We start from the raw sequence: 26,862 nt of genomic DNA, 5'->3' as shown, positions 1-26,862 counted from the left end.
AAGGACCGGGTGAGCCTATGCGGCGACGGCGACCTGCGGGGCCGCCCGGCGGACGCCTTCGTCGACGTGATCGGCGAATTGCGCGAAATTGTCGATGAATTGCTGCACCAGCACCTGCGCGGTGCGGTCATAGGCGGCCTTGTCGGCCCACGCATTGCGGGGGTCGAGGATCGCACTGTCGACGCCCGGTACCGCGACCGGATAGTCGAAGCCGAAGTTCGGGTCCCTGCGGAACTCGGCGTCGTTCAGGCTGCCGTCGAGCGCGGCGTTCAATAGCGCGCGGGTCGCCTTGATCGGCATCCGCTCGATCCCCTCCATCGTCGCCATGCCGCCGGTCCAGCCGGTGTTGACGAGCCAGCACTGCACCCCGCCCTTCGCGATCCGCTCCTTCAAAAGATTGCCATAGACCGACGGGTGGCGCGGCATGAAGGGCGCGCCGAAACAGGTCGAGAAGGTCGCCTCGGGCTCGGTCACGCCGATTTCGGTCCCCGCGACGCGCGCGGTATAGCCCGACAGGAAGTGATACATCGCCTGTTCGGGGGTCAGCTTCGCGATCGGCGGCAGCACGCCATAGGCATCGGCGGTCAGCATGATCACATTCCTGGGGACCGGCCCCATATTATGCTCCGACGCGTTCGGGATGAAGTCGATCGGATAGGAGCCGCGGCTGTTTTCGGCGAGGCTGTTGTCGTCGAGGTCGAGTTCGCGCGTCGCCGGGTCGATCACGACATTTTCGAGCACCGTGCCGAATCGCTTGGTCGTCGCATGGATTTCGGGCTCGGCCTCTGCGGACAGGCGAATCATCTTCGCATAGCAGCCGCCCTCGAAATTGAAGACCGCGGTGTCGGACCAGCCATGCTCGTCGTCGCCGATCAGCGTGCGCGAGGCGTCGGCCGACAGCGTCGTCTTGCCGGTGCCGGAGAGGCCGAAGAAGACCGCGGTGTCGCCCTTGGGGCCGATGTTCGCCGAACAATGCATCGGCATCACCCCCCGCACCGGCAGCAGATAGTTGAGGATGCCGAACACCGACTTCTTCATCTCGCCGGCATAGGCGGTGCCGCCGATCAGCACGAGCTTTTCGGTAAAGTTGACCGCGATCACCGTTTCGCTGCGCGTGCCGTGCCTTGCCGGGTCGGCGCGGAAGCTGGGCAGGTCGACGATCGTATATTCGGCCTCGAACCGCGCGAGTTCGTCGGCGGTCGGGCGGCAGAGCAGGGTGCGGGTGAACTGGCTGTGCCACGCATATTCGGTGAGCACCTGCACCCCGACGCGATACTCCGGCTGCGACCCGCCGAACAGCTGCTGGCGATAGAGGCGGTCGCGCGACGCGAGATGCGCGAAGAAATCCTCCTTCAGCGCTGCGAAATGCGCCGGCGTCATCGGAACATTGGTCTTGCCCCACCAGATCGTGTCGCGCGTCTCGTCATCCTCGACGATGAACTTGTCCTTCGCGCTGCGCCCGGTGTGCTTGCCCGTCGCGACGACGAGCGGGCCGTCCTTGGCGAGCAACCCTTCGCCGTGGCGGATCGCGGCCTCGACGAGCTGCGGCGTGCCGAGATTCTCGGCCACCTCCGCCTGCGTTTCGATGGCCCGATCGCCGATCACCACCTTCGTCATCATCTCGCCTTTCCTGTTCGCGCCCGCCTCTTGCATACCTATGCAGCGCCTGCCGAACGAAAGGACAGGCCCGCATTCGCATGGGTGCCGACGGTGCCGCCGATTCCGAAATATGGCTTCGCGTTAGCGAGGATGGCGAAGCGCGTCAAAAGATTAAAGGGATAGCCGTGCAGCTCTTGCGACGGAGCGTCGCGAGCCCCTTTGCTCTTCACGCCCGGTTGTCGACCTCGACCCAATGGGTTAGGAACGGGACGGATTTGAGCCGATCCTTTATGACCGTTCGTGTCGATGCGAACGGAAACCGAGAGTCTGCTTTGAGCCTTCCGTTCGCGGCCGCTAACGACGAAAAGAGCATGACGGCAACCATCGCGCTGGTCGACGACGACCGCAACATCCTGCAATCGCTGTCGATCGCCCTGCAGGCCGAGGGCTTCGTCACGCGCGTCTATTCGGACGGCGAGGCGGCGCTGAAGCCGCTGCTCGAAAACCCGCCCGACCTTGCCGTCTTCGACATCAAGATGCCGCGGATGGACGGGCTCGAGCTCCTGCGCCGGCTGCGCGAGAAGAGCCAGCTTCCGGTGATCTTCCTGACCAGCAAGGACGACGAGATCGACGAGGCGCTGGGGCTCGCGATGGGTGCCGACGATTATATCTCGAAGCCCTTTTCGCAGCGGCTGCTGATCGCGCGCATCCGCGCGATCCTGCGCCGCGTCGAGCTCAACAGGGAGCCGTCGGGCCTCGACGACGAGCCCGTCGCCGACCCGATCACGCGCGGGCGGCTGACGATGGACCCCGCGCGCCACAAGGTGAGCTGGGACGGCAAGGACGTCACGCTGACCGTCACCGAATTCCTGATCCTCGAAACGCTCGCGGCGCGCCCCGGCATCGTGCGCAGCCGCAACCAGCTGATGGACGCCGCCTATCAGGACGACGTCTATATCGACGACCGCACGATCGACAGCCACATCAAGCGCCTGCGCCGCAAGTTCCGCGAGGTCGATCCCGATTTCGACGCGATCGCGACGCTCTATGGCGCAGGCTACCGCTTTTCGGACGATGGTTGAGGCCACGCCGCCCGATCAGGAGGACGCGCCGCTCGTCTGGTCGGCGCGCTGGTCGCTGACGACGCGCATCCTTGCGGTCAACATCCTTGCCGTCGCGCTGCTCGCAGGCGGCTTCTTCTACCTCGACACCTATCGCACCCGCCTCGTCGACACGCGCATCGAGGTGATGGAGGACCAGCTCGCGATGCTCGACAGCGCGCTCGAGGCGGCGCGCCCCGACCAGCGCGAGCGGCTGATCGGCGAATTCACCCGCGCGACCGAATCGCGGCTGCGCTTCTATGACGCGAGCGGACGCAAGATCGACGACAGCTTCGCGCACGCGCCGCCGACCTATACGCTGCGCGATCCCGACCTCCAGCCGTGGAAGCGCGACGTCGCGCGGGCGATGGACCGCGGCATCGACTGGGTCGTCGGCGCGCCCAACTATCCCGAATTCGAAGAGCCCGCGGTCGATCGCGCCGCCGCCTGGCCCGAGGTGGTCGAAGCGATGAAGAGCGGCGGCGAAGCGGCGCGCTTCCGCTTCGCCCCCGAGCGGACCCCGCTCTTGAGCGCAACCCGCGTCGTCGACCTTGAAGCCCCCGAGGTGATGCTGATGACGCTCAACGCGCGCGACATCACCCGCACCGTGCGCGCCGAGCGCTTCCGCCTCGCGGTCGTGCTCGCGATGGTGCTGGTCGTCTCGGTGCTGCTCTCGCTCTTCCTCGCACGCACCATCGTCCGCCCGCTGCGCAAGCTCGCCCGCGCGGCGGTGCGCGTCCGTCTCGGCCGCGCACGCGAGGTCGTCGTGCCGCGCCTGCCGAGTCGCCGCGACGAAATCGGCACGCTCGCACGCGCGGTGAGCGACATGACGCAGGCGCTGCGCGAGCGCATCGACGCCGGCGAGCATTTCGCCGCCGACGTCACGCACGAGCTCAAAAATCCGATCGCGTCGGTGCGCTCGGCGATCGAGGGATTGGGGCGCGTCAAGACCGACGAACAGCGCGCGCAGCTGCTCGCCATCGCCGACGAGGATGTTCGCCGGCTCGACCGGCTCGTCACCGACATCAGCGACGCGAGCCGCATCGACGCGCAATTGTCGCGCACGCTGTTCGAGCCGATCGACATCGGCTTGATGATCGAATCGATGCTGGCCTCGCGCGCGGCGCGCGCGAACGCCGGCACGCCGCACCCACGCATCGCCTTCGCGCGCCCGCGCAAGGGCACCGCGACGGTGATGGGCGACGGCCACCGCCTCGAGCGCGCGATCGACAATGTCATCGACAATGCGCTGAGCTTCTCCCCCGCCGGCGGCCTCGTCTGCATCGCCGCGACGCGTCTCGGCGACGAGGTGCATATTCGCGTCGACGACGACGGCCCCGGCATCCCGGAGGCGCAGCGCGAAGCGATTTTCCGCCGCTTTCACAGCGCGCGCCCCGACGAGGAAGCGTTCGGCCGCCACAGCGGCCTTGGCCTCGCGATCGCGCGGACGATCGTCGAGGGCCATGGCGGAACGATCGCCGCGGGCGACCGCGAGGACGGCAAGCCGGGGGCGAGCCTGCTGATTACGCTGCCCGCGGCGGACGAGGGGCGCGCCGGCGGCTGACGGGGCGCGGCGGCCTTCGGGCGGAAGCGGCCGTTCTTAAGCCCCTCCTCTTCAGAGGAGGGGTTGGGGTGGTGACGCCGGTGAAGGAGCACCACCCCGCTGCGACTAGGGAGCAAGCTCCCAAGTCTCGCTGCCCCTCCTCTGAAGAGGAGGGGTTGGCCAATGTCTCGATTCCACCCGGAAGCCGCCCCATCCCCCATCCGCCTTGCGGCGCCGCACGCGCCTAGCTAAGCCTGCGCGATGCTTCCGAGCCGGACCGCCATCGAGATTGTCAACATCCATGCAAGCTGCGTCGCGGCGGGCAATGGCGGGGTGCTGATCCTCGGCCAATCGGGGCAGGGCAAGTCCGACCTTGCGCTGCGGCTGATCGACCGCGGCGCGCGGCTCGTCGCCGATGATCGCTGCGACATCTGGCACGAACGCGGCCGCCTGTGGTGCCGCCCGCCCGAAAATCTTGCCGGCAAGCTCGAGGTGCGCGGCATCGGGATCGTCGAGCGGCCGTGGACCGCGCCGGTGCCGCTCGCGCTCGCGGTGCGGCTGACCGACCGCTACGACCGTATGCCTGCGGTGAATCAGGTCGAAACGGTCGCAGGGCATCCGCTGCCCGCGCTGCTCCTCTCGGCCTTCGAAGCGTCGGCGCCGATCAAGATCATGCTCGCGCTCGAACGACTGGCGCCGGACGCATGACCGCGCCCGCATCGCCGCGCCTGCTGCTCGTCACCGGCCTGTCGGGCGCGGGAAAGTCGACCGTTTTGAAGGTGCTCGAGGATCTGGGGTGGGAAGTCGTCGACAATCTGCCGCTGTCGCTGCTCGAACCCTTGATCGAGGCGCCGGCGCCGCGCAGCGAGGCGAACCGACCGATCGCGGTCGGCATCGACAGCCGCAGCCGCGGCTTCAAGCCGTCTTTGCTCGTCAAGCGGATCAAGCAGCTGCGCGAGGCCGGCGGGCGCGCGATCGAGACGCTGTTCCTCGATTGCGCAGGCGCCGAGCTCGAGCGGCGCTTTTCCGAAACGCGGCGGCGCCACCCGCTCGCCGAGGATCGTCCGGCGACCGACGGCATCGCGCGCGAGCGCGAGATGATGGAACCGGTGCGCCGCTGGGCCGAGCATGTCGTCGATACGACCAACTATTCGAGCAACGACCTGCAACAGGAAATCCGCCACCGTTTCGCCGACGCGGGGGGCGACGAACCGGCGCTCAACATATTGAGCTTCGGCTATTCGCGCGGGCTGCCGCGCCACGCCGATCTGGTGTTCGACATGCGCTATCTGCGCAATCCGCATTGGGACCCCGCGCTGCGTCCCGGAACGGGACTCGACGCCGATGTTTCGGCTTATATCGCGGCCGATCCGGCCTATGAAGCGACGGTGTCGCAGATCGAGGCGCTGTTGCTCGCGCTGCTGCCCCGATACCGCGCCGAGGGGAAAAGCTATGTCACCATCGCCTTCGGCTGCACCGGCGGGCGCCATCGCTCGGTGCATGTCGCCGAGCGTGTCGCCAGGACGCTGCGCGCGGCGGGCCACACCCCCACCGTCGGCCACCGCAACCTTGACTCGGCCCCGCAAGATGGGCTTGAGGGCAAGCCCCCGCCCGCTTCTCCCGCGCCAGGCGGAAAAAAATAAGGGTCCTCGACTGCATGCCCAGCGATAAAGCATTGCCGCTGCTTGGATTGGTTCTCGTCACCCACGGCCGACTCGCCGAAGAGATGGTGACGGCGATGGAACATGTCGTCGGCCCCCAGCGCGCGGTCGCGACCGTGTGCATCGGTCCCAACGACAATATGGAGATGCGGCGGCAGGAAATCGCCGACGCGATCCGCGACGTCGACGAAGGGCGCGGCGTGATCATGCTGACCGACCTGTTCGGCGGCACCCCGTCGAACCTTGCGATCAGCCTGCTCGAAGCCGGGCGGACCGAGGTGATCGCCGGGGTCAATCTTCCGATGTTGATCCGGCTCGAAAGTGCGCGCACAACGATGGAACTGCGCCCCGCGGTGATCGCGGCGCGCGAGGCGGGCCAGAAATATATATCGGTCGCGTCGGAAATGCTGGGAGTGGGCCTTTGAGCGAATTGTCGGAGACCGTCGAGATTACCAATCAGCGCGGTCTTCACGCGCGCGCCAGCGCCAAATTCGTCACCTTCGTCAGCCGCCTGCCCGAAAGCGTCTCGGTCGAGGTCGAGCGCAACGGCAGCCGTGTAGCGGGCACCTCGATCATGGGACTGATGATGCTCGGCGCCGCGAAGGGCGACAGCATCACCATCCATACGAAGGGCGACGGCGCCGACGCCGCGCTGCTCAAACTGGTCGGGCTGGTCAAGGACAGCTTCGGCGAGGATTGACGTCATGTCCGGCCGTCGCAGCCGCATCGAAAGCGTATCGAACCCGCTGGTCAAGCGGATGCGCGGCTTGCGCGAAAAACGGCACCGGCGCGCCGAGGGGCTGTTCCTTGCCGAAGGGCTGCGCATCGCGACCGAGGCGCGCGAGGCGGGCGTCCTGCCGCAATGGCTGTTTCTCGCCGACGAAGGCGCGGCGCATCCGCTCGCCAAGGCGCTCGTCAACGCGACGCTGGCGAGCGGCGGCGAGGTCGTCGATACCATTCCGGCGATCCTGTCGAAACTCTCCGGCAAGGACAATCCGCAGACGATCGTCGGCATCTATGCCGAGCCGCGCACCACGCTCGCCGACATCGACCGCGACGCCGCGCCCATCTGGCTCGTCGCCGAGCGGCTGCGCGACCCCGGCAATCTCGGCACGATGCTGCGCACCGGCGACGCGGTCGGCGCGGGCGGGCTGATTCTGCTCGACGAATCGACCGACCCCTATGGGGTAGAGGCGGTGCGCGCGAGCATGGGGGCGATCTTCACGCAAAGGCTGGTGCAGGCGCGCTGGGACGACTTCCTGCCGTGGCTGCGCGGCGGACCGGGGCAGCTCGTCGCGACCTGGCTGGGGGACGATACGCAGGATTATCAGGCGGTGCGCTATGCGGCGCCGACCTTCATTCTCGTCGGCAATGAATCGCAGGGACTGCCGGAAGCCTATGCCGCCGCTGCCGACGTGCGGGTGAAGATGCCGATGATGGGCAAGGCCGACAGCCTGAACGCCGCGGTCGCAGGCGCGGTGATGGCCTATGAGGTATTGAACCAGCGGCGGAACCGATAGCGGGGGTTCGGCGTGCTGACATCTGGCCGGCCCCGAATGTCGATGCAATAAGGGCCGACACCGTTGGTTCGTCATGCCGGACTTGATCCGGCATCCATTTGCACCGCTTTGCGTCCATGGTGGACCCCGGATCGAGTCCGGGGTGACGAAAGGAGGAGAAGCCCGCGATGACCCGTTTCCTGCCCCTGCTTGCCCTGCCGGCGCTTGCCGCCTGCACCGCCGTCCCGCCGCAGGCGCCGGGCGACAAGCCCGCATCCTATATGGCGATCGGCACCGAACCCGGTTGGACGCTCGAGATCACGCCGGGCCTGCTCAATTATAACGGCGACTATGGCGATACGAAGATTCTTCAGCCCAACCCGGGCGCCCGCCCGAGTGCGGGCGGCGAACGCTATGTCACCGACCGGCTCACCGTCGACGTCACGCACGCCGAATGCAGCGACGGGATGAGCGACCGCCGCTACCGCGACACGGTGACCGTCACCGCCGACGGCAAGACGGTGAAAGGCTGCGGCGGCGCGATCCTCGCGCCGGATCAACTCGCGGGCACCGACTGGACCTTCGAGTCGATCGGCGGCACGCGCGTCGCGGCCGACCGCCCGACCTCGCTGAGCTTCGCCGCCGACAGGCTGAGCGGCAGCGCGGGGTGCAACCGCTTTTCGGCAAGCTGGTCGAGCGACGGCACGACGCTCACCGCGGGCCCGCTGATGGCGACCAAGATGGCGTGCGCGGGCGCCGCGATGACGCAGGAAAGCGCTTTCTTCAAATTGATGGAAAGCCCGGTGCGCATCGAATTTCCGTCCGACGGCACGCTGCTGCTGACCGGCGCGGACGGACAGACGGCGGTGCTCAAGCGAGCGATCTGAACATGATGGCCCTTGGATCAGTGTGTCCCCGCGAAGGCGGGGACCCATCTCCTGACAAATCAACATAGAGCCGGCCGGAGATGGGCTCCCGCCTTCGCGGGAGCACACAGGAGTTCAAGAAGGTCTCCGCTATTCCCCGCCGTCGTTCACCGCGCTCGGCGCCGCCGACAGCTTCGCGAGCGGGCGCGCCGCCTGTTCGGCTACCGGCAGCGAGGCGATCTCCTTGCCGCCGGTCTCGACGTCGAGCGCCTCGAAGCGTTTGGCCTGCGTCAGCACCTGGCTTTCGAAGCTGCCGACGAAGGCATTGTAGGCCCCCGTCGCAGAATCGAGATTCTTGCCGACGCGCGCGATATGCGACCCCATCGTCGCCATGCGCGCATAAAGCTCCTTGCCGAGCGCCGCGATCTCGCGCGCCTGCCCCGCGAGCTTTTCCTGCCGCCACACCGCCGCGACGGTGCGCGCGATCGCGATGAGGTTGGTCGGCGTCGCGAGCAGCACCTTGCGCTCGAACGCATAGTCCCAGAGGCTGGCGTCGTGGTCGAGCGCCGCGGCGAGGAAATGCTCGCCGGGGACGAACATCACGACATAGTCGGGGGTGTCGTCGAACTGGTTCCAATAGCTTTTGGCGCCGAGCGCGTTGACATGCGCCTTCATCGCCGCCGCGTGCGCGGCGAGATGCGCCGCCTTCTCGCCCTCGTCGACGGCGCCGAAGGCATCCTGATAGGCATTGAGCGAGACCTTGGCGTCGATCACCAGGCTCTGCCCGCCGGGGACTTTCACCACGACGTCGGGGCGCAGCCGTCCGCCCTCGCCATCCGCGACGCTGACCTCGGTTTGGAAATCGGCATGTTCGGACAGGCCGCAGCTTTCGAGCACGTTGCGCAGTTGCTGCTCGCCCCAGCGGCCGCGCGCCTTGGGCGCATTGCGCAGCGCGTTGACGAGCTTTGCGGCCTCGCTCGACACACGCTCGGTGCCCTCGCGCATCGCGGCGATCTGGCCCGAGAGCATCCCGAAGGCGTCGCGGCGCTCGGCCTCGACCTTGCCCACCGCCTCCTCATATCTGGCGAGCCGCTCATGCACCGGCTGGAGCAGCGCCTTCAGATTCGCGCCCGCGCTTTCCTCGCTCTGCTTGAAGCGGTCGGCGGCGCGGGTCAGGAAATCCTGCTGCGCCTTGTCGAGCATCGCCTGCCCGACCTCGCGAAACTGCGCGGTGAGCGCCGCCTGCGCGTCCTTCAATTGCGTGATCTGCGCCTCGTGCGCCGCATCGCGCGCCCTTTGCTCGGCACCGAGCGCGGAGAGTTGCAGCTCGGCCGCCTTGCGCGCCTCGGCCTCGGCGGCAAGGTCGGTCACCGCCGCCCTGAACCGCTCGGCAAGCCCGTCGCGCTCGGCCCTGAGCCCGCCCGCCTGCCGGCCGGCGAACAGCCAGCCGATCAAGGCACCGAGCAAGAGAGCGACGACGGCGACGAGCAGCGAGACCATATCCATCCGCGGAACATAGGACGAACGTGGACCCTTTGACCAGCCAAGAATCGCGTGCGCGATCGAAGCTTCGGTTATATGGCGATGCAGTTATTCCTTCGCGCGGCGGAACGACAATCCGGATACACGCAGTTCATAGGAATCGGCGTAGGCCGTCAAGACCGCACCATAATCGCCACAGGGAATCGTTTTGTACTCCGACGGCGCCAGATTGGCGCGATGGTCGAGACAGGTGGACCTGTTGAAGCGATAGGCACGGCCGTCGGCCTTGCCGTCACCGTTCAAGACGCCCAGCACCGTTCCGACCGGCAGATAATGATATGTTTTCGGATCGGCCTTGGTCAGTTCGACGCGACCATCATGCACCTCGATTTCCCATTCGTTCCAGGGGCCCGTCCATTTGCCCTCGATCGCCTTGACCGGATCGGCGGGAATCGACAGATCCTGTGCCACGGCCACCGACGAACACGCGACCACCAGCAGCCCAGCCACAGCAATTATTTTCATGATTTACCTACCCCCTTTACGCCCCTCGGTTGCGGTCCTGGCTGACATGGGCCCGATCGGCCGACAAGCCTAAAAAATATCGGTGCCTAGGGTCAGGACCCATTAATTCCGCGTTCGAGGCGTCGAAATGGCGAAGATATCGGGCCTTTGCGGATGCAGCGGGTAGCATCGCTACCCGCAAGGCCGCGAAGGTCCGAGATCGAAGCCATTTCGGCGTCCCTTCGGGATTTGACCGATTTTGCCCAGGGCCGCGTCGAAAAGCCTTGAAATATATTCATATTCCTGCGCCTTTCCTCCTTGCCCTGAACAAAATCGCTTCAAACCTCGAACGTGGAATTAATAGGTCCTGACCCTAGAAAGGCAGCACCGCGCGATACGCCTCGACCCCCGGCGCGCCGCCGATCGTCACGCCCTGGGTGAGCAGCCAGTAATGCCGCACGATCTCCGCCTGTTGTTCGAGGCCATAGCGTTCGAGCCGCCATCCGGGTTTCAGGCTGTAGCTATAGGTCGCAAAGGGATGCCGCATCAGCACCAGATACCAGCGGCCGCGCGTCTGCGCCTGCCACACATGCGTCATTTCGTGGACGAACAGCCCCTGCATCGCCTGCGACGCGGCGCTGAAATCGTCGCAATAGAGGTTGCCGTGCGGGTGGAAATGGAGCGCGCCCATCGGCGCCATCACGACGCGGCGCGGCTGAAAGAAAATCCATTTATGATAGCACACGCGCACCCGGTCATAGGCAATCGCGTCGCCGAAGACCGAGCGCGCGAGCGCGATCTCGCCGGCGGTGAGCGGTCGCGAAGGCCGCGCCATGCCCGCCTATTTCTTCGCCGCGTCCGTCGCGCCCTTGTCCGCGCTCTCTTTGCCCATCTCCATCGCGCCATGGTCCATCGCCGGAGCATCGGCGCTCGCCGCGCTCGACGCGCCCTTGATCGTCATGTCGAAGATGATGCGTTCGTTGTTGTTGTTCGAAAAGACGAAGATCATCGGCAGCTTGCCCGCACGCACCGCGGCGCCGTTGATGTTCCAGATCATCAGATGCCTGCCGCCGGGCTTGAACTCGAGCTTGCCCTTTGCGGGCACGGGCGCGCTGGTGAGCGGCTTCATGGTCATCACGCCGTTTTCGCGCACGCTTTCGTGCATTTCGACGCGCTGCGCGAGGTCGGCGGTCACCGCGACGAGATCGACGTCGCGCGGCCCGCCCTCGATGGTGAAATAGCCTGCCGCCGGCCGGTCGGGGGTCGCCCCCATCTCGATATAGCCGCTTGCGACGTGGAGCACCGGCCCCTCGCCCATATTCTCGCCGCAGGCCGAAAGGCCGAGCGTGGCGACGGCAAGGGCGGCGATTGCAAAGGGCTTCATGGCAGGACTCTCCCGAAAGGCTCGAAATTTCCCGCTACAGATAAGCGTTCGAAGGGCTTGTGCCAAGCATCGGCGCACCTATATCGCCCCCAGAAACCCTTATGGGGACCCATGGACAGGCGTGCCTTTTCAGGGCGCCGACGAAGCAACAAGGACGTTTAGATTATGGCCAAAGTCATCGGGATCGACCTCGGCACCACCAACAGCTGTGTCGCGGTCATGGAGGGCGGTAAGCCCAAGGTTATCGAAAATGTCGAGGGCACGCGCACGACGCCGTCGATCGTCGCCTTCGCCAAGGACGGCGAGCGGCTGATCGGCCAGCCGGCGAAGCGGCAGGCGGTCACCAATCCCGAGAACACGATTTTCGCGGTGAAGCGCCTGATCGGCCGCCGCTTCGACGATCCCATGACCAAGAAGGACATGGAACTCGTCCCCTATACCATCGTCAAGGGCGCCAACGGCGATGCGTGGGTCAAGGCGGGCGGCGAGGATTATTCGCCGTCGCAGATCAGCGCCTTCATCCTTCAGAAGATGAAGGAAACCGCCGAAGCCTATCTGGGCGAAAAGGTCGAACAGGCCGTCATCACCGTCCCCGCCTATTTCAACGACGCGCAGCGTCAGGCGACCAAGGACGCCGGCAAGATCGCCGGCCTCGAAGTGCTGCGCATCATCAACGAGCCGACCGCGGCAGCGCTCGCCTATGGCCTCGACAAGTCGGAGAACAAGACGATCGCGGTCTATGACCTCGGCGGCGGCACCTTCGACATTTCGATCCTCGAAGTCGGCGACGGCGTGTTCGAGGTGAAGTCGACCAACGGCGACACCTTCCTCGGCGGCGAGGATTTCGACAGCAAGATCGTCGAATATCTCGCCGATGCGTTCAAGAAGGACGAAGGCATCGACCTGCGCAACGACAAGCTCGCGCTGCAGCGGCTGAAGGAAGCCGCCGAAAAGGCGAAGATCGAGCTGTCGTCGGCCGCGACGACCGAGGTCAACCTGCCCTTCATCACCGCCGACGCCAACGGGCCGAAGCACCTGGTCAAGACGATCACGCGCGCCGACCTCGAACGCCTTGTCGAAGACCTCATCAAGCGCACGCTCGAGCCGTGCAAGAAGGCGATCAAGGACGCCGGCGTCAGCGCGGCCGACATCGACGAAGTCGTGCTCGTCGGCGGCATGACCCGTATGCCGCGCGTGCGCGAGGTCGTGAAGGATTTCTTCGGCAAGGAACCGCACACCGGCGTCAACCCCGACGAGGTCGTCGCGATCGGCGCCGCGATCCAGGCCGGCGTGCTGCAGGGCGACGTCAAGGACGTGCTGCTGCTCGACGTGACCCCGCTGAGCCTCGGCATCGAGACGCTGGGCGGCGTCTTCACGCGCATGATCGACCGCAACACGACGATCCCGACCAAGAAGAGCCAGGTCTATTCGACCGCCGACGACAATCAGTCGGCGGTGACGATCCGCGTCTTTCAGGGCGAGCGCGAAATGGCGGCCGACAACAAGATGCTCGGCCAGTTCGACCTCGTCGGCATCCCGCCGGCGCCGCGCGGCGTGCCGCAGATCGAGGTGACCTTCGACATCGACGCCAACGGCATCGTGTCGGTCCACGCCAAGGACAAGGGCACCGGCAAGGAGCAGCAGATCAAGATCCAGGCTTCGGGCGGCCTCTCCGACGCCGACATCGACGCGATGGTCAAGGACGCGGAGAAATTCGCCGACGAGGACAGGAAGCGGCGTGAGGCGGCCGAGGCGAAGAACAACGCCGAAAGCCTGATCCACACCACCGAGCGCCAGCTCGAAGAGCATGGCGACAAGGTCGACGCGGGCCTGAAGTCGGAGATCGAGGCGGCGCTCGGCGAAGCCAAAAGTGCGGTCGAGGGCGGCGATCCCGCTGCGATGACCGAAAAGGCCCAGGCGCTCGCGCAGGTCGCGATGAAGCTCGGCCAGGCGATCTATGAAAAGGAACAGCAGGCCGCGGCTTCGCCCGAAGCCGGGGCCGGCGAGAGCAAGGCCGACGAAGATGTCGTCGATGCCGAATTCTCCGAAGTCGAAGACGACAAGAAGTAAGACGAAGGGAATGCCCTTCGAGACGCCATTTCGACAAGCTCAATGGCTCCTCAGGGCGAACGGTGTTTTTCCATCCGTTCGCCCTGAGAAGGGACTGAGCGAAGGCGAAGGCCCGTCTCGAAGGGTTACACCCTCGGGGGCGTGAACGAGCCATGAGTCTCGACATCGACTATTATGAACTGCTGGAAGTCGAACGCACCGCCGACGACAAGGCGCTGAAGGCCGCCTATCGCAAGCTCGCGATGCAATATCATCCCGACAAGAATCCGGGATGCGGCGACAGCGAGGCGCGCTTCAAGGCGATCAACGAGGCCTATGACTGCCTGAGGGACCCGCAGAAGCGCGCGGCCTATGACCGGTTCGGCAAAGCGGCGTTCCAGAATGGCGGCGCGAACGGTTTCGGCGGCAACGCCGATTTCGGCGACATCGGCGATATTTTCGAATCGATCTTCGGCTCGGCGTTCGGCGGCGGACGGCAGCAGCGCGGTCCGGCGCGCGGCGCCGATCTGCGCTACGACATGGAAATCCGGCTCGAGGACGCCTTTGCCGGCTGCACGCGCGAGATCGAGGTCGATGTCGCCGCGCGCTGCGACGCGTGCGACGGATCGGGAGCCAGGCCCGGCACGCAGACCCACCGCTGCACCACCTGCGGCGGCATGGGCAAGGTGCGCGCGCAGCAGGGTTTCTTCATGGTCGAGCGCACCTGCCCCGCCTGCCAGGGCGCGGGCGAGGTGATCGCCGACCCCTGCCCCACCTGCCTCGGCGAAGGCCGCGTCGACCGGCGCAAGACGCTGACCGTCACCATCCCGCCGGGGGTCGACGAGGGCACGCGCATCCGCCTGTCGGGCGAGGGCGAGAGCGGCGCGCGCGGCGCGGCGCCGGGCGACCTTTACATCTTCCTCCACATGGCGCGGCACCGGGTCTTCGAGCGCGAGGGCACGACCCTGTTCACCCGCGCGCCGATCAGCTTCACCACCGCCGCGCTGGGCGGCTGCATCACGATTCCGGGGCTCGATGGAACGCGCCACGAGATCAGCATCCCCGCCGGCATCCAGTCGGGCAAGCAGCTGCGCCAGCGCGGCGCGGGTATGCCGGTGCTCAACGGCCGCGGCCACGGCGACCTCGTCATCCAGATCGACGTCGAGACGCCGACCAGACTCACTGCACGCCAGAAGGAATTGCTCGCCGAATTCCGCGAGACCGAGACCGGCGAGGAATGCCCCGCGAGCCAGGGCTTCTTCGGCCGCATCAAGGATATGTGGGACGATCTGACCGATTGATCCTGAACCCACCCCTCCTCTTCAGAGGAGGGGCTTTTGTGTTCAGCCAATCTCCCCCCTGATCTCCGCGATCAGCGCCTGCACCTTCGGCAGCCGCCCCTCCTCCTCGTCGAGGATCGCGTGGAACGCCTGCCGCTTGATCGCCGCCAGCTCCTCCTTGGCAAGCGCCCCCTCGCCCGTGACGCTCGACGCGACGATGTCGACCAGCCGGTCGGCGCCGTGGAGGCGGCCCCACAGATAGTCATTCTCGCGATAGGTGCGGCTGAAAAAGGCGCCGAAGCTGTTGAACTCGATCCCCTTCAGCATCGCCGCCGCGCCGCCGGTGCGGATCGCGGTCGCGTCCGACGGGGAGATGCGGTCGACCTTGACCGGGTCGAACTCGTCATATCCCTCGCCCTGCAACAGCGGCAGGGTCGCGATGTCGTAGAAGGGATAGCCGAGATAGGCGAGCAGCAGCTGCCGCCGGTCGTCCTTGGGGAGGCCGGCAAGCCCCACGGCGAGCAGTCCGTCGCCCTCGCGATCGACCGCGGGCAGGTCGCGCCGCTCGGCGATCGCGTCGATCCACGCGCCGACTCCCGCATCGACGGCGACGTCGAGATCGCCGAGCCAGCTGTCGCCCTCGCGTTCGAGATAGAGGCCGAGCGCTGCGAAGATCGCCCCGCGCATCGCCTCGCAATCGGCGTCGCGCGCGTCGCGCGTCGCCTCGACCGCATCGAGTTCGCGCGCGAGAAAGCGCAGGCGGCGGATACGAAAGGTCAGGTCGTGGGTGCGGAAAAAAGCGATCGCATCGCGGCTCGCTCCCGCGCCCTTCTTGCCCGAAATCCGGTCGAGCCCGCGCGCGCGCACTTCGTCCCACAGCAAGGCCCGGCGATGCTCGCGGTGGATCGCGCCTTCGGGCGGCGCGAGGCGGTCGATCAGCGCCGCAATCTCCTCGACGATCGCCGAGAGCTTCAAATGGCCATAGGGCGGATAGGCGAAACCCGCGCGCGACGCCGCCTCGCTCTGCGCCTTCGCGCGCCAGCGGTCGAGCCGCGCCGGGGTCGGGGTGTCGAGGAAGAAGGTGGAGCCGAACAGTGCCGCGACCTGCTCCTCGACCTCGACCTTCATCGCGTCGACGATATGCTGCATCCGGCGGATACGCCGCGACATCGCCTCGATCGCCTCGACATTCTCGCGGATCGGCTGTTCGCGCGGGATTTCGGAGAGCGCGCCGAGGATCGTGGTCAGAAAGCCGGGCAGCGGCGCCGCATCGCCCTCGACCGGTTCGCCGGACGGTGCGAAACTGATCGACCGATAATCGGGCTTGGGGTCGATATAGACGAAGCGCCGGTCGATCTCGCGCCGCGCCGGCCGCTGCTTGAGCGCCGCGATCGCGGGGCGGAAGGGCGCGTTGGCGAGCACCGATCCGTCGATCAGCACGCGGTCGGCGGGATCGGCCTCTTCGCCCGCGGGCAATTGCACGCGGATGAAATCGGCGCGGCCGGGCCAGTCGATCTTGCGCTTTTCAAGCACGCGGTCGATCTCGCGCAGGGTGAAGGGCGGAAAGGCGCCCGGAAAGCTCGCGGTCGCGCGCGCCGCGACCGCGAGCGCGGGCATGTCGTCCAGCCCCTTGCCCGCGCGCCCGTCCTGCCGGAAATGCAGGATCAGCCGATGCTCCTGCTCGGTCACGCGCGGCGGGCTGTGAAGCGACAGCGGCATGCTGTGGCCGGCGAAATCGGTGACCGACACGAACAGGTCGACCGGCTGCCCCGCGGGGACGAGCACCGGCCCGCGCGGCCCGCGGTCCATCGCATCGAAGGCGTCGAGAATCAGCTCCGAAAAGGTCTCCCCGCCGAAGGGCGGTTCGAACCAGCGCGCGCGCACGAAGCGCGACAGCTTCGCGCGCACCTCGTCCTGCGCCGGACCCGCGACGGTCCGGTCGATCACATTGCCGCGCCGTTTCATCGCCCAGCCGGCGATCGGCACCGCCCAGAATTTGGTCGCCGCCGAGATCGGGCGGGCATCGGGGTCGAGCAGATAGTCGACGTCGGCATCCTCGAGCCACAGGTCGGTCAGCGGATCGAGCGACTGGCCGGTCGCGAGCGCGCGCGCGAGGAAGATCGCGTTGATGCCCCCCGCGCTCGCCCCCGCGACGATGTCGGCGAGCACGCGTAGCCGCACCCCGCTCTTCGCCTCGATCGCCGCGAGCAGCTTGCGATAGATGGCGCCCGACCCGTCGATCGCGCTGCCGTCGTGCCACGCGCGCGACGCCGCCGCGAGGCGCCAGATCTCCTTGGTGATTCCGTGCATATAGACGGCAAGGCTGATGCCGCCGTAGCAAATCAGGGCGAACCGCAGTTCCTTTTCGCGCATGGCAGGCGTGATAGCGTGTCGCTCGTGGCGATGCCACCCTCGCCCTCTCTCCTTCAGGGGAGAGGATAGCGCAGCTTGCTCCGTCAGGAGCTAGCGAAGCTTGGAGAGGGGGATGGCCGCCAGCGCTGCTCCCCTCTCCGACTCCGGCCAGGCGCTACGCGCCAAGCCTCCATATCCTCTCCCCTGAAGGCGAGATGGCGGTCTTTTCCCTTGCGTCTGCAAATCGCTCTCATTAGCGGCGCTCGCGAACAGGGAGATAAGAATGATTCGCAAGTTTGCCGTCGCGATGCTGCTCGGCACCGCTCTTTCCACCCCCGCGCTCGCCCAGCCGGGCGACGCGAACGCCGCGCCCGACGGCGAAGATACGATCGTCGTCACCGCGGCGCGCTCGATCCTGCCGGCGAATGCGCTGCCGCTCACCATCGACGTGATCGGCAAGGAGGCGCTCGACCAGCAGCTCGCGATTTCGGGTTCGGTCACCGACGCGGTCGCGACGCTCACCCCCAGCTTCTCGCCGACGCGGCAGAAATTGTCGGGCGCGGGCGAGACGCTGCGCGGCCGCTCGCCGCTCTATGCGATCAACGGCATTCCGCAATCGACCCCGCTGCGCGACGGCAGCCGCGACGGCTTCACGATCGACGGCTTCTTCATCGACCGGGTCGAGGTGATCTTCGGGTCGAACGCGCTGCAAGGCATCGGCGGCACCGGCGGCATCGTCAACCAGGTGACCGTCGGCGCGCCGGCCGCAGAGGGGCTGTCGGGCCGCACCTTGCTCCAGGCGACCGCCGACAACGACTTCTCGCGCGCCGGCATGGGCGGCAAGGTCGCGGGGCTCGTCCAGTATAAGGCGGGACGCTTCGACGCGAGCGTCGGTGCCGCATGGGAGCGCCGCGGGGTCTTTTTCGACGGCGAGGGCCGTCCGGTCGGCATCAATCTGACGCAGGGCGAGACGCAGGATTCGGAGACCCTCTCGCTCTTCGGACGCTTCGGCTATGCGGTCACCGACACGATGCGGCTCGACCTGATCGCGAGCCGCTTCGAACTCAAGGGCGACGGCGATTATGCCGCGGTCGCCGGCGACAAGGACGCCGGCCTGCCGACGAGCGCCGAGCGCGGCACCCCGCCCGGAGCGCCTGCGCAGGGCCGCACCGAAAGCGTCGCGCTGTCGCTGACCGACAGCGACCTTGGCGGCGGCAATTTCGTCAGCCAGATTTTCTGGAACCGCAGCCGCGACACGTTCGGCGGCGAGCCCAACCCGATCGCGAGCTTTCAGGACCCCGCGATCGCGCCCGTCGGCACGCTGTTCGACCAGTCGCAGAACCGCAGCCGCAAATATGGCGGCAAGATCAGCTATGAGCGCGCGGTCCCCGGCTTCGAGGCTTTGACCCTGATCGCAGGTTTCGACGCGCTGTGGGATTCGACCGAACAGCGGCTGATCGCGACCGACCGCGCCTGGGTGCCGCCGACCGATTTCCGCAGCCTAGCGCCTTTCGGCCAGGCGAACCTCGAACTCGCGGGCGGCCTCGTCCGCCTCGCCGGCGGCGCGCGCTATGAAAATGTGAAGATCGGCATCGCCGATTATCACACGCTCGCCGCGACCACCTATGACGGCAGCGACCCCGCCACCTATGGCGGCGTCGATGTCGCGGGCGGCAGCCCGACCTTCGACGACCTGCTCCTCAACGGCGGCGTGATCGTCGAGCCGCTCGCGGGCATCCGCGCCTATGCAAGCTATGCCGAGGGCTACACCGTTCCCGACGTCGGCCGCATCACCCGCGCGGTCGCCGACACCGGCGTCGATGTCGACGACTTTCTCGACATCTCGCCGATCGTCTCGAACAATCGCGAAATCGGCGTCGAGGTGAAGCGCGGCCCGCTCGATGCCAGCGCGAGCTATTTCTGGTCGACAAGCAAGAACGGCCAGCGATTGCGCGCCGGCAGCGACGGCATCTTCACCGTGGTGCGCGAGCGCGTCGAGATCGAGGGGATCGAGATCAACCTTGCCGTCCGTATGCCGATCGACGGGCTGACGCTGTCGACGGGCTATGCCCATATCAAGGGGCGGTCGGACACCGACGGCGACGATGTGGTCGATACCGACCTCGACGGCGCGAACATCTCGCCCGACCGGCTCAACCTCGCCGCCGCTTATGCGAACGGCCCGGTCTCGGCGCGCATCCAGACGCAATTCTATCTCGCGCGCAGCTTTCGCGGTCTCGTCCGCGACCCGCGCAACGATTTCGAAGGCTATAATCTGACCGACGCCTTCATCCGCTATCAGACGAGCCTCGGCGGGGTCAGCCTGTCGGTGCAGAATCTGTTCGACAAGCAATATATCAGCTACGCGAGCGACACCCAGCGGCCGACCGACGATTTCTTCAACTTCGCGGGCCGCGGTCGCACCTTCACGCTCGGCTGGGATTATCGGTTCTAGAATGCGGACGCCTGTCGAACGTCAGACCAAGCCGCGTGTCCCCGCGAAGGCGGGGACCCATCTCCGGACGGTTCAAGATGGCACCGGCGGGAGATGGGCTCCCGCCTCCGCGGGAGCACAGGCGCGAGTGGAAGCCGGCCCCGGCTTTCTGGCGTCGTGAAGCTGCTCGACACGCTCCACCGCTGGACGGGTGGGCTCATCGGCCTGCTGCTCGCGCTGCTCGGCCTCAGCGGCACGATCCTGCTCCACAAGGACGCATGGATCGGCGTGCCGCATGCCGGCGATCCGCTCCGCGCCGACCTCGCCGGCATCGCCGCCGCGACCGAAAGGATCATGGCGCTGCCGGGCGCCCCGCAGGGCATCATCTATGCCCGCGACGGCTTCGGGCTGCATCAGGTGCGGTTCGGCGAGGGCGCGGGGCTTTACGCCGACCAGTCGGGCGAAATCGCGGCGCGCTGGGCGAGCCAGTGGGAACGGCCCGAGCTGTGGCTCTTCGACTTTCACCATCATCTCTTCGCGGGCGACAGCGGCGAATGGGTGATCGGCATCGCGGGGCTTTGCGGGCTGTTCTTCGTGATCTCGGGCGTCATCCTCTGGTGGCGCACGCGATCGACCTTTCGCCTGCGGCTGTGGCCAAGGCGGATGAGCCGTCCCGCGATCGTCACCCATCACCGCGACCTCGGCCTCGTCGTCGCGCCGCTGCTGCTGCTCTCGCTCGTCACCGGCACGATGATGATCTTTCGCCCCTTCGCAATGGGTGTCGTCGCGCCCTTCGGCCCGGTCGCCGAGACGGTCAAGTCGATGGAGCCGCCCCAATATGAAAGCGGCCCGCTCGCGGCGAAGCCCGGCTATGCCGCGATGCTCGCCGAAGCGCATCGCCGCTTCCCCACGGCCGAATTCCGTATCCTCAGCCTGCCGCGGAGGGCGGGCGATCCGATCAGCCTCAGGATGCGCCAACCCGCCGAATGGCTTCCCAATGGCCGCACGACGCTGTGGTTCGACGCCGCCACCGGCCGCCTGCTCGGCGCGCGCGACGCGCTCGCGATGGCGCCGGGCGCGCAGGCGTTCAACAAGGCCTATCCGCTCCACGCGGGCAAGGTCGGCGGTCTGCCCTATCGCCTGCTGCTGACGGTATCGGGCCTGTCGCTGACGATGCTCGGCAGCTTCGCGGTCTGGACCTTCTGGTTCCGCCGCCCGAAACCGGCGAAGCGGCAAGCAAAGGCGGCGCTGGCGCCATCGTAAATCGTCGGGGCGTCTTTTTGGATTCACGCAGACTGCGTCCTGAGCTTGTCGAAGGAGGCCGCAGAGCGCGCAGAAGGTTCGGTTCACGCGGAGACGCGGAGACGCGGAGAAACGATCCGGGCCGACAGGCCCCTTTCTCGCGCCTCGGTGGCGTTCATCGCAACGCCGCAGAAGGAAGGCCGCTTCGCGGCAACTCCAATCTCTCCGCGCCTCCGCGTCTCCGCGTGAACTTTATCCATTCCTCCTCTGCGCCTCTGCGCGCATTTTCCTTCCCCGCTTTCCTATTTTGCTCCCACGCCTATATCCTGCCCGATCCATGACCCGCGCCCGCGTCCTCCTTTTGACCGCTGCCCTCGGCCCGCTCGACTATCGCGTGCCCCATGGCAGCGAGGCGCCGCTCGGCAGCGTCGTCGTCGCGCCGCTGGGGCCGCGGCGGATGGGCGGGGTGGTGTGGGAGGAGGCGAGCTTCGGCGCGCCCGACCCCGTCGGCGACAATCGCCTGCGCAATCTCTACGAGATTGTCGACGTCCCGCCGATCAGGGCGCCCTTGCGCCGCCTCGTCGAATGGACGAGCGACTATTATCTCGCGCCCCCCGGCGCAGTGCTGCGCATGGTGCTGCCCGGCGCCGCCTTCGCCGACGCGCGCCGCCCGATCGTCGAGTATCGCGCGACCGGCGAATTGCCCGCGCGGATGACGCCGCAGCGCATAGTGGCGCTGGAAAGGATCGGCGCGCGGCAGGGCATGGTGCGCGAACTCGCGGCACTCGCCGAGGTCAGCGAGGCGGTGATCCGCGGGCTCGTGCAGGCGGGCGCGCTCGAAGCGGTCGAGGTTTCGGCCGACGCGCCCTGTCCCGAACCCGATCCGGCCTTCGCCCCGCCCGGCCTGTCCGACGAACAGGCGGCCGCCGCCGGACAGCTGCGCGATGCCGTCGCGGCGGCAAGGTTCGAGACGCTGCTCCTCGACGGCGTCACCGGATCGGGCAAGACCGAAGTTTACATGGAAGCGATCGCGGCGGCCGTCGAGGCGGGCAAGCAGACGCTCGTGCTGCTCCCCGAAATCGCGCTGACCGAGCCGATGCTGACGCGCTTCGCCGCGCGTTTCGGCTGCGAGCCGGTGCCGTGGCACAGCGGGCTGCGCTCCACCGAGCGCCGCCGCGCCTGGCACGCGATCGCGAGCGGCGAAGCGAAGATCGTCGTCGGCGCGCGCTCGGCGCTGTTCCTGCCCTATGCCGATCTGGGGCTCATCGTCGTCGACGAAGCGCATGAGACGAGCTTCAAGCAGGAGGATGGCGTCCATTATCATGCGCGCGACGTCGCGGTGATGCGCGGATCGTTCGAGGGGCTGCCGGTGATCCTCGCGAGCGCGACCCCGGCGCTCGAGAGCCTGGCCCAGGTCGAAGCGGGGCGCTATCGCCATATCGTCCTGCCCGCGCGCTACGGCGGCGCGACCCTGCCCGACCTTGCCGCGATCGACATGCGCCGCGACCCGCCCGACCGCGGCCGCTGGCTCGCGCCGCCGCTCGTCGATGCGCTCGCCGGCCGGCTCGGCAAGGGCGAGCAGAGCCTGCTCTTTCTGAACCGCCGCGGCTTTGCGCCGCTGACGCTCTGCCGCACCTGCGGCCACCGCATCCAGTGCCCGAACTGCACGGCGTGGATGGTCGAGCACCGCCTCGTCCACCGCCTCGCCTGCCACCATTGCGGCCATGTCATGCCGCCGCCGCGCCTCTGCCCCGAATGCGAGGACGAAGACAGCCTCGTCGCCTGCGGCCCCGGGGTCGAGCGCGTCGCCGACGAGGTGAAGCTGCGCTTCCCGGACGCGCGCACCGCGATCGTCACCTCCGACACGCTCTGGTCGCCCGCCAAGGCCGCCGAATTCGTCGATGCGGTCGAGGGCGGACTCGTCGACATCATCATCGGCACCCAGCTCGTCACCAAGGGCTATCATTTCCCCAACCTGACCCTCGTCGGGGTCGTCGACGCCGACCTCGGCCTCGACGGCGGCGACCTGCGCGCGTCCGAGCGCACCTTTCAGCAGATCGCCCAGGTCGCGGGGCGCGCGGGGCGCGGGGTCAAGCCCGGCGAGGTGCTGATCCAGACGCGCGTCCCCGAAGCGCCCGTCATGTCGGCGCTCGTCGCGGGCGACCGCGACGGCTTCTACGCCGCCGAGGCCGCGGCACGCAAACAGGCCGGCGCGCCGCCCTATGGCCGCTTCGCCGCGCTCGTCATTTCGTCGGAGGATATCGAGGTCGCGCGCGGGGTCGCGCAGCGGCTGGGGCAGAAGGCGCCCGCCGCCGACGGCCTCGCCATCTATGGCCCCGCCCCCGCGCCGCTCGCGATGCTGCGCGGCCGCCACCGCTTCCGCCTGCTGCTCCACGCGCCGCGCAGCTTCGACCTCCAGGGCACGATCCGCGACTGGATCGCGCGCATCGACTGGCCCGCCAAGGCGCGGCTCGCGATCGACGTCGATCCCTACAGCTTCGTTTAGGACCAAGGGCTTGACTGCCCCTTGAAGCGACGACCCTGCGCGCTATGCTGGCACCGTCAAAGGGGCAAACGGGGGAAAAAGGTGACAGCGACGAATTGGAAGCGCGAGGCCGCGAGGCTGTTGGGCGCGGGTCTGGCGATGTGCGCGCTGCTGGCAAGCCCGGCGGCAAGGGCCGAATGGTGGGAAGCCAAGACCGCCCACTTCGTCGTCTATTCCGAAAGCGACCGCGACGACGCCGAAAAATTCGCGACATTGCTCGAGCGCTTCGACAATGCGCTGCGCACGCTGCAGAATATGCCGGTGCCCGGCCCAGACGTCGGCAGCGCGAACAAGGTCAAGGTCTATCGCAGCGGCGATACCGACAATATCGCCGTGTTCGCTCACGCCTCGGGCTCGGGAGTCGCGGGCTTCTATATTGGGCGCGCGGGCAATCCGGTATCCTTCGTTCCGGCGCACGAGCGGATCGAAACGAGCAAGGGCATTCGCACCGGGCCGCGGCTCGACATCAAATCAGTGCTGCTCCACGAATATACCCACCACTTCATGCTATCGAACTTCAGCACCGCCTATCCGAGCTGGTACACCGAGGGGTTCGCCGAGCTCTACAGCACGATCCGCTTCATGGACGACGGCAGCTTTCACGTTGGCGACGTGCCGCAGTCGCGCGGCGCCGCGCTCGATTTCCTCCCCGACATTCCGCTCGAGCGTCTGTTCGATACCAAGGCGTCGCTGAACGACATCCAGCGCTATCAGGTCTATACGTTCGGCTGGCTGCTCTCGCATTATCTGAACTTCGCCCCCGACCGGCAGGGGCAGCTCGTCGCATATCTGAAGGCGCTCAACAGCGGCGAGGACAGCCTGACCGCCGCGAAGCGCATCTTCGGCGACTTGGGCCAATTGCAAAAGGAAGTGCGCCGGTACAAGCGCGGCCCCTTCCTGGGCTATGACGTCAAGCCCGGCAATTATGTCGAGCCCAAGGTCGCGATGCGCGAACTGACCGACGCCGAGGAGGCGCTGATCCGCGATCATATGCGCTCCCAGCGCGGGGTCGATGCCAAGGAAGCGCGCGACGTCGCGAGCGACATGACGGGCAAGGACGCCGCCTGGCCCGAGAGCATGCCCGCGCAGCTGTGGGTCGGCGAAGCGCAGATCGACGCGAAAAATTGGGACGCCGCCGAGGCGGCGGCCGACCGCGCGCTGCTGCTTGATCCCGATTCGGCCCCCGCGCATCTGCTGAAGGCCAATGTCTTCATGGGACGCGGCGAGACCGACAGGAGCGCCTATGCCAAGGCGCGCCCGCATTTCGTGCGCGCGCGCAACCTCGACCCGCTCGATCCGCGGCCGGCGATCGGCTATTATCTCTCGTTCCGCGAAGCGGGCGAGCCGGTCCCCGAAGCGGCGCTGATCGCGCTCGAGCAAGTCTATCCGAACGCCTCCTACGACCCCCAATATCGGCTGGTCCTGACGCGCCAGCTCCTCGACGAGGGCAAGGGCGACATCGCGCGCTCGGTGATCGCGCCGATCGCGTTCCAGGCACATGCCGGCAAAGAGGAAAATCTGCTTCTCGCGGTGGTCAAGGCGATCGACGAGGGCAAGCTCGACGAGGCACGCACCAAGATGGCGGAGATTTTCCGCAAGGCGAAGGAAGAGGAAGAGGGCTGATCTCTACCGCGTGAGCGATCAGCCTTTACAGCGCATCTTCAGCGGCTAGACCATCGTCATGATCGACCGACCTTCGCGCCGCGCGCTTTCGCTCTTCGTCCCCATCGCGCTGGCGCTTTCGGCCCCGGCCGCCGTCCTTGCCGATCCCGCGCCGATGGCGGCGCCGGTCGTTACAACACAGGATCTCGGCGGCGATGCAAGCGGGCGGCTGCTTGTCTTTGCGCAAAGGATCGAACCCGGCGCGCCGGCGCAGGAGGAGGTCGACACCTCGGCCTTCAATCCCACCGGCACCGCGATCGCGGCGCGCGAGGTCGCGCATCTGGCGCCAGGCACACCCGCGCTCGTCGGGACCGAGGCCGACGCTTTCCCGACCCCCTGGTCGAAGCTGCCGCCCGGCACCTACCGGCTGCAGGCGGTGTTCGACCGCAATCACGACTATAATTATGGCGGCCGCGGCGCAGGCGATCTCGTCTCGGCGGTGGTCGAAGCGAGCTTGCCCGGTCCGATCCCGACCTTGACGCTCGACCGCGAGCTTCCGGCAAAGCGTTTCGAGGACCGGCTTGCCCAGCTTCCCGCCAATCGCCGCACCGATGTCGAGATGGGCCTCAAGAGCGTCGAGGCGGTCGACATTCCGTCGCGGCTGATGACCGGTTTTTCGGGCCGCGCGACCGCGATCAAGGGCTGGGTCGCGCTGCCTCCCGGCTATGCGGACGGCAAAGGCAGCTATCCGACCGTCTATTCCGACGGCGGCTTCGGCAGCACGCTCGATAGCGCGAAGATGAGCGCCGCAGGTGTCGCGGCGATGATGGCGAAGGGCGAGATGCCGCCGATGATCTGGGTTTTCCTCGACCATCATATCGCGACCGGAACGCACGAATTTGCCGATTCGGCGAACAACGGCCCGTGGGGGGCGGCCTTGACCACCGAAGCGATCCCCGCGCTCGAGGCAAAATACCGGATGGATGCCCGCGCGTCGGGCCGCTTCCTGACCGGCCACAGTTCGGGCGGCTGGTCGACCCTGTGGCTGCAGGTCGCCTATCCGAAGATTTTCGGCGGCACCTGGCCGACCGCACCCGACCCGAGCGATTTCCACGACTTCACCAATATCGACATCTACGCGCCGGACGCCAACGCCTATGTCGGCGCCGATGGCCAGCCGCTGCCGCTGATCCGCGACAAGGGCAAGGTGATCGCGACGCTGAAGCAGTTCGCGCAGCTCGAAGCGGCGCTCGGCGCCTATGGCGGCCAGTTCGCAAGCTTCGACTGGGTGTTCTCGCCGCGCTGCCCCGACGGGCGCCCTTGCCCGCTGTTCGACCGCGCGACCGGCAAGGTCGATCCCGCGGTCGCGGCCTGGTGGCGCGAGCATTACGACATCGCGCATATCGTCAAGCGCGACTGGCCGAAGCTGAAGCCCGACCTCGACGGCAAGATCCACCTGATCGTCGGCACCGCCGACACCTTCTACCTCGACGGCGCGGCGCGGCGGCTGAAGGCGGTGCTCGACGAATTGGGGGCGCAATCCTCGTTCCGCTTCGTCCCCGAACGCACCCATTTCGACCTCTATGCCGAGGGCGACGACCGGATGGCGCTGCTCAAGACGATCGCGAAGGAAATATATTCGGTGGCGCGGCCGGAAGCGAAACCCGGAAACTGAAGTCCGTTCGTCCTGAGGAGGGGCTGAGCTTGTCGAAGCCCCGTC

21 protein-coding genes are annotated in these 26,862 nt (G+C 67.2%); 15 read left to right on the top strand and 6 right to left on the bottom strand.

What is annotated here, in order from left to right:
* Positions 1-15: 15 nt before the first annotated feature.
* Positions 16-1,617 (bottom strand): phosphoenolpyruvate carboxykinase, encoded by a 1,602-nt coding sequence (locus tag CHB69_RS07535; RefSeq protein WP_089215537.1) that lies wholly within the window; start codon positions 1,615-1,617, stop codon positions 16-18.
* A gap of 353 nt (positions 1,618-1,970) precedes the next feature.
* Here CHB69_RS07535 and CHB69_RS07530 point away from each other — a divergent pair, with 353 nt between their 5' ends.
* From CHB69_RS07530 to CHB69_RS07495, 8 genes are all read left to right on the top strand, one after another.
* Positions 1,971-2,681, top strand: a complete 711-nt coding sequence (locus CHB69_RS07530) for a response regulator transcription factor (protein WP_089215535.1) — start codon at positions 1,971-1,973, stop codon at positions 2,679-2,681.
* Positions 2,674-4,263, top strand: coding sequence for a sensor histidine kinase (locus tag CHB69_RS07525; RefSeq protein WP_089215536.1), 1,590 nt, complete (start codon positions 2,674-2,676; stop codon positions 4,261-4,263). Before CHB69_RS07530 ends, CHB69_RS07525 begins: the two co-directional genes overlap by 8 nt.
* A gap of 240 nt (positions 4,264-4,503) precedes the next feature.
* The gene (locus tag CHB69_RS07520; protein WP_089215386.1) at positions 4,504-4,950 is read left to right on the top strand and encodes an HPr kinase/phosphorylase; all 447 of its coding nucleotides are present in this window, start codon (positions 4,504-4,506) and stop codon (positions 4,948-4,950) included.
* A complete protein-coding gene (gene rapZ, locus CHB69_RS07515) occupies positions 4,947-5,885 on the top strand; it encodes an RNase adapter RapZ (RefSeq protein WP_089215385.1) in 939 nt (312 codons plus the stop codon). The genes CHB69_RS07520 and rapZ overlap by 4 nt, the downstream gene beginning before the upstream one ends.
* A gap of 38 nt (positions 5,886-5,923) precedes the next feature.
* The gene (locus CHB69_RS07510; RefSeq protein WP_089215534.1) at positions 5,924-6,328 is read left to right on the top strand and encodes a PTS sugar transporter subunit IIA; all 405 of its coding nucleotides are present in this window, start codon (positions 5,924-5,926) and stop codon (positions 6,326-6,328) included.
* Entirely contained in the window at positions 6,325-6,603 is a 279-nt protein-coding gene (locus CHB69_RS07505; RefSeq protein WP_089215384.1) for an HPr family phosphocarrier protein, read from the top strand. Before CHB69_RS07510 ends, CHB69_RS07505 begins: the two co-directional genes overlap by 4 nt.
* Positions 6,604-6,607: 4 nt before the next feature.
* The gene (locus CHB69_RS07500; RefSeq protein ID WP_089215383.1) at positions 6,608-7,423 is read left to right on the top strand and encodes a TrmH family RNA methyltransferase; all 816 of its coding nucleotides are present in this window, start codon (positions 6,608-6,610) and stop codon (positions 7,421-7,423) included.
* Positions 7,424-7,590: 167 nt separating this feature from the next.
* Positions 7,591-8,289 (top strand): META domain-containing protein, encoded by a 699-nt coding sequence (locus tag CHB69_RS07495; RefSeq protein WP_089215382.1) that lies wholly within the window; start codon positions 7,591-7,593, stop codon positions 8,287-8,289.
* A gap of 129 nt (positions 8,290-8,418) precedes the next feature.
* Here the strand turns inward: CHB69_RS07495 and CHB69_RS07490 are convergent, their stop codons facing one another.
* From CHB69_RS07490 to CHB69_RS07470, 4 genes are all read right to left on the bottom strand, one after another.
* Positions 8,419-9,774, bottom strand: a complete 1,356-nt coding sequence (locus tag CHB69_RS07490) for a DNA recombination protein RmuC (RefSeq protein WP_089215381.1) — start codon at positions 9,772-9,774, stop codon at positions 8,419-8,421.
* An 84-nt stretch (positions 9,775-9,858) separates the two neighbouring features.
* Positions 9,859-10,260 (bottom strand): hypothetical protein, encoded by a 402-nt coding sequence (locus tag CHB69_RS07485; RefSeq protein WP_089215380.1) that lies wholly within the window; start codon positions 10,258-10,260, stop codon positions 9,859-9,861.
* 367 nt (positions 10,261-10,627) lie between these two features.
* Positions 10,628-11,089, bottom strand: a complete 462-nt coding sequence (locus CHB69_RS07475; protein WP_089215379.1) for a vgr related protein — start codon at positions 11,087-11,089, stop codon at positions 10,628-10,630.
* 6 nt (positions 11,090-11,095) lie between these two features.
* Entirely contained in the window at positions 11,096-11,638 is a 543-nt protein-coding gene (locus CHB69_RS07470; RefSeq protein WP_089215378.1) for a copper chaperone PCu(A)C, read from the bottom strand.
* A gap of 165 nt (positions 11,639-11,803) precedes the next feature.
* Here CHB69_RS07470 and dnaK point away from each other — a divergent pair, with 165 nt between their 5' ends.
* Positions 11,804-13,708 (top strand): molecular chaperone DnaK, encoded by a 1,905-nt coding sequence (gene dnaK / locus CHB69_RS07465; protein ID WP_089215377.1) that lies wholly within the window; start codon positions 11,804-11,806, stop codon positions 13,706-13,708.
* Between the two features lie 152 nt (positions 13,709-13,860).
* A complete protein-coding gene (dnaJ, locus tag CHB69_RS07460; protein ID WP_089215376.1) occupies positions 13,861-14,988 on the top strand; it encodes a molecular chaperone DnaJ in 1,128 nt (375 codons plus the stop codon).
* Between the two features lie 42 nt (positions 14,989-15,030).
* Here dnaJ and CHB69_RS07455 read toward each other — a convergent pair whose 3' ends face one another.
* Positions 15,031-17,340 carry a patatin-like protein gene (locus CHB69_RS07455; protein WP_089215375.1) on the bottom strand — a complete coding sequence of 770 codons (2,310 nt, stop codon included), beginning with the start codon at positions 17,338-17,340 and terminating at the stop codon, positions 15,031-15,033.
* A 262-nt stretch (positions 17,341-17,602) separates the two neighbouring features.
* Between CHB69_RS07455 and CHB69_RS07450 the strand changes: the two genes are divergently transcribed.
* The 5 genes from CHB69_RS07450 (at position 17,603) to CHB69_RS07430 (ending at position 26,817) form a co-directional block, all read left to right on the top strand.
* The gene (locus CHB69_RS07450; RefSeq protein WP_089215374.1) at positions 17,603-19,774 is read left to right on the top strand and encodes a TonB-dependent receptor; all 2,172 of its coding nucleotides are present in this window, start codon (positions 17,603-17,605) and stop codon (positions 19,772-19,774) included.
* Positions 19,775-19,930: 156 nt separating this feature from the next.
* On the top strand, positions 19,931-21,016 hold the full coding sequence (locus CHB69_RS07445; protein WP_089215373.1) for a PepSY-associated TM helix domain-containing protein: 1,086 nt from the start codon (positions 19,931-19,933) through the stop codon (positions 21,014-21,016).
* Positions 21,017-21,332: 316 nt separating this feature from the next.
* Positions 21,333-23,501, top strand: coding sequence for a primosomal protein N' (locus CHB69_RS07440; RefSeq protein WP_089215372.1), 2,169 nt, complete (start codon positions 21,333-21,335; stop codon positions 23,499-23,501).
* Between the two features lie 81 nt (positions 23,502-23,582).
* Entirely contained in the window at positions 23,583-25,163 is a 1,581-nt protein-coding gene (locus tag CHB69_RS07435; RefSeq protein ID WP_089215371.1) for a hypothetical protein, read from the top strand.
* A 58-nt stretch (positions 25,164-25,221) separates the two neighbouring features.
* Complete coding sequence (locus CHB69_RS07430) at positions 25,222-26,817, top strand: alpha/beta hydrolase (protein WP_089215370.1); 1,596 nt, start codon at positions 25,222-25,224, stop codon at positions 26,815-26,817.
* Positions 26,818-26,862: the final 45 nt, after the last annotated feature.

It is taken from the genome of Sphingopyxis indica, from assembly GCF_900188185.1.
Taxonomy (GTDB): Bacteria; Pseudomonadota; Alphaproteobacteria; order Sphingomonadales; family Sphingomonadaceae; genus Sphingopyxis; species Sphingopyxis indica.
Note: the sequence above shows the minus strand (reverse complement) of the source record. Positions and strands in the feature narration are given on the sequence as shown.